The following is a 2,993-nucleotide window of genomic DNA, read 5'->3' as shown; positions in this document are numbered from 1 at the left end:
TTATCGATATAGGACTTCAATTTTGGAGGGAAGCTCAAATTCCACATCGGAGTTACGAAAACATATTTATCGGCTGCTACGAATTGATCTGTCAGTTGATTGATTGAGCTCACTTTTTGCTTTTCATCTGGGCTTAATTCATCAAATGCTGTTCCTTTCTGCAATTTGCCCCAACCACTAAATACATCTGTATCTATGTAAGGTACATTGATTTTGTATAGATCGAGTCTCACTACTTCATCATTCGGATTGTTTTCGCGGTAGGCGTTAATAAATTCCTCTCCAACAGATAAGCTGAATGCTTCCTCAACCGGTTTAGGATTTGCTGTAATGTATAAAACTGTACCCATTTATTTCATCCTTTCTGTTTCTGATTAACATTGATATATTCCCCCGAATATACCGAAGTATGTCTTTTTGACAGAAAAAATTGCAATACGTATGAATTACTTCTTATTCCGTGACTTCTATTTTTAAAAAAATTATAATAAATAGTAAGAAATTTTTGAATTCGACATAATTAGTGGATTTTCACGGCATCTTTAGACAAACGCAGATGGATTGTTTTTTTATAATTAAGACAAAAGCTTGTCTGAAGAGGAGGGGATCACATGAGATCCTACCAGCTATATTTAATAGAAGATGAATTTGCCTCCCATTATTTCGGAAGAGAACGGATGTTTTACCAATTATTTTTGGAATACAATCGTGCAAACGGTCATTTAAAATCAATTATTTCTAAGCAGGTAGATTTTGTAACAAAACCAATCCCGGTTCTACGCATCCATCAACTCCTTCATCAACAGCTTTCAAAGGTAAAAGGATTTAAAGTAGAGGATGGAAAATATATATTTGAGAATAAAAATTCCTCCACCTCTGCAACTTTGAAGGTACATGACCGGTGGCTCGAGCTTGAATCGCATGGCCCAGTCGATGCCGAAACAGTCTTTTTTGAGATTTTACGCAAATGCGAGACATCATTTCTGGCTATTGACCTAGCAGCGAACAAGTACGGTTGGCTTAAGCCTATCAAGGAAAGAAAATATGTATAATAAATAGAGAAAAAAACCTGCAGATATTGTATAATAGCTGTTGGTTTAGTACACTGTATGTTAGACAACATGAAGGAGGAAGTTTTTATGCTTTGGCAGTTTATTCTAGTGGGCATACTGGCATTGGTTGTCGGTGTAGCGCTAGGATTTTTCATTGCTCGTAAATACATGGAGAGCTACCTGAAGAAAAATCCACCAATCAATGAACAAATGCTTAAAATGATGATGATGCAGATGGGAATGAAACCATCCCAGAAGAAAATCAATCAAATGATGTCAGCAATGAACAAGCAGACAGGTAAATAATAGAGGACAAGCACTCATTCTTTGGATGGGTGCTTTTCTTATGGGCTAGTAGAGTAAAGAGAGTGGATTGGAAAATAGTCTGATAACGGAAGAATAATACGCAGATGAAATTTCGGTGTAAACTGGTACATATTCAATAAATACGGTTTGTGGTATTATTTTCTTATCAGTTTTACAGCAAAGAAATAACTCTTTATTGTAAAAAACAGAAATGGGGAGATTGGACGTGGCGAATAAGAGTGGGGATGCTGCTGCATTAGAAGGTCAGCCAGCATGGCTGCAAAGTTATGTAGAGTCGCCTGAAAAGCAGCGGGCATTATATAAGCGGACTTTGATCATTGTTGTCCTGTCCCAGATATTTGGCGGTGCAGGTTTAGCTGCGGGAATCACCGTTGGGGCATTGCTTGCTAAAGACATGCTAGGAACGGATAGTGTTGCAGGACTGCCGACCGCGCTATTCACATTAGGTTCAGCTGGAGCGGCCCTTATTGTTGGGCGATTATCCCAGCGTTTTGGAAGGCGAGCAGGCCTGGCAACTGGATTTTTGGCTGGAGGAATAGGTGCAATTGGGGTCATCCTTTCAGCTGTAACAAGCAATATATACATGCTTTTTGCTTCCTTGCTGATTTATGGTGCAGGCAGTGCGACAAATTTGCAGGCGAGATATGCAGGAACAGATTTAGCTAATGCAAAACAGCGAGCAACGGCAGTCAGTATCGCTATGGTATCAACAACCTTTGGAGCAGTTGCAGGACCGAACCTTGTTGAAACCATGGGCGAATTTGCACGATCGATTGGGGTGCCGGCTTTATCGGGACCATTCATTTTGGCTGCTGCTGCCTACATTATTGCAGGTCTAGTGTTATTATTTTTCCTTCGTCCTGATCCTTTTGTAGTTGCCAGGGCAATTGCTGTGGCAGAAAGAAAAGCGATTGAAAGCAACCCGGGAATACAAGCAGAAACAATAACTACAGACAGGCGACGAATTGCTGTAGCTGCTCTTGTCATGGTACTAACCCAATTGGTTATGGTTGCAATCATGACCATGACTCCTGTGCATATGGGACACCATGGTCATGGATTGAGTGCAGTTGGCATGATCATTGGATTCCATATAGGAGCGATGTATCTTCCGTCTTTATTGACTGGTGTTCTCGTTGATAAAATTGGCAGAAACACTATGGCCGTGGCTTCAGGAGTAACTTTGTTAGCCTCAGGAGTATTTGCAGCTTTTGCACCAGGTGAGTCAATGCTTCTGCTAACGATTGCTCTTATTCTGCTTGGGCTTGGCTGGAACTTTGGGCTAATCAGCGGGACTGCTTTGCTTGTGGATGCGACGAATCCTGCCAACCGTGCCAGGATGCAAGGAACAGTAGATGTTATGGTTGCGCTATCCGGTGCATCAGGCGGCATGCTTTCAGGGTTAGTAGTTGCACATTCAAGCTACGCAATCCTATCGCTTGCAGGGGGGATTCTTTCATTAGTACTCATTCCGTTTGTAATATGGTCGAGTAGGACGAAATAAATGATGTGATATGAACAAAAATAGAGCTTGGGGGATTCCCCAGGCTCTTTGCTATTGGAGCAGAACTTTGGCACAGCTAGGACAAACAGAGATCTAATGAAGGGTTAGGG

4 protein-coding genes are annotated in these 2,993 nt (G+C 41.3%); 3 read left to right on the top strand and 1 reads right to left on the bottom strand.

The features are described 5' to 3' along the window. On the bottom strand, positions 1 to 350 hold a 350-nt coding region (locus WB217_RS14365; RefSeq protein ID WP_423993916.1), incomplete at its 3' end, for an NAD(P)H-dependent oxidoreductase. A 261-nt stretch (positions 351 to 611) separates the two neighbouring features. On the opposite strand from WB217_RS14365, the gene sirA reads away from it, so the two are divergent. The 3 genes from sirA to WB217_RS14350 all read left to right on the top strand — a co-directional run bounded on the left by sirA (position 612) and on the right by WB217_RS14350 (position 2,883). Beyond that, positions 612 to 1,052 (top strand): sporulation inhibitor of replication protein SirA, encoded by a 441-nt coding sequence (gene sirA / locus WB217_RS14360; protein ID WP_423993914.1) that lies wholly within the window; start codon positions 612 to 614, stop codon positions 1,050 to 1,052. 87 nt (positions 1,053 to 1,139) lie between these two features. Further along, positions 1,140 to 1,358, top strand: a complete 219-nt coding sequence (locus WB217_RS14355) for a YneF family protein (protein WP_423993913.1) — start codon at positions 1,140 to 1,142, stop codon at positions 1,356 to 1,358. 211 nt (positions 1,359 to 1,569) lie between these two features. Further along, on the top strand, positions 1,570 to 2,883 hold the full coding sequence (locus tag WB217_RS14350) for an MFS transporter (protein ID WP_423993912.1): 1,314 nt from the start codon (positions 1,570 to 1,572) through the stop codon (positions 2,881 to 2,883). Positions 2,884 to 2,993 lie beyond the last annotated feature (110 nt).

Origin of the sequence: Mesobacillus sp., assembly GCF_049588175.1 — a bacterium.
Lineage (GTDB): Bacteria > Bacillota > Bacilli > Bacillales > Cytobacillaceae > Mesobacillus.
Note: the sequence above shows the minus strand (reverse complement) of the source record. Positions and strands in the feature narration are given on the sequence as shown.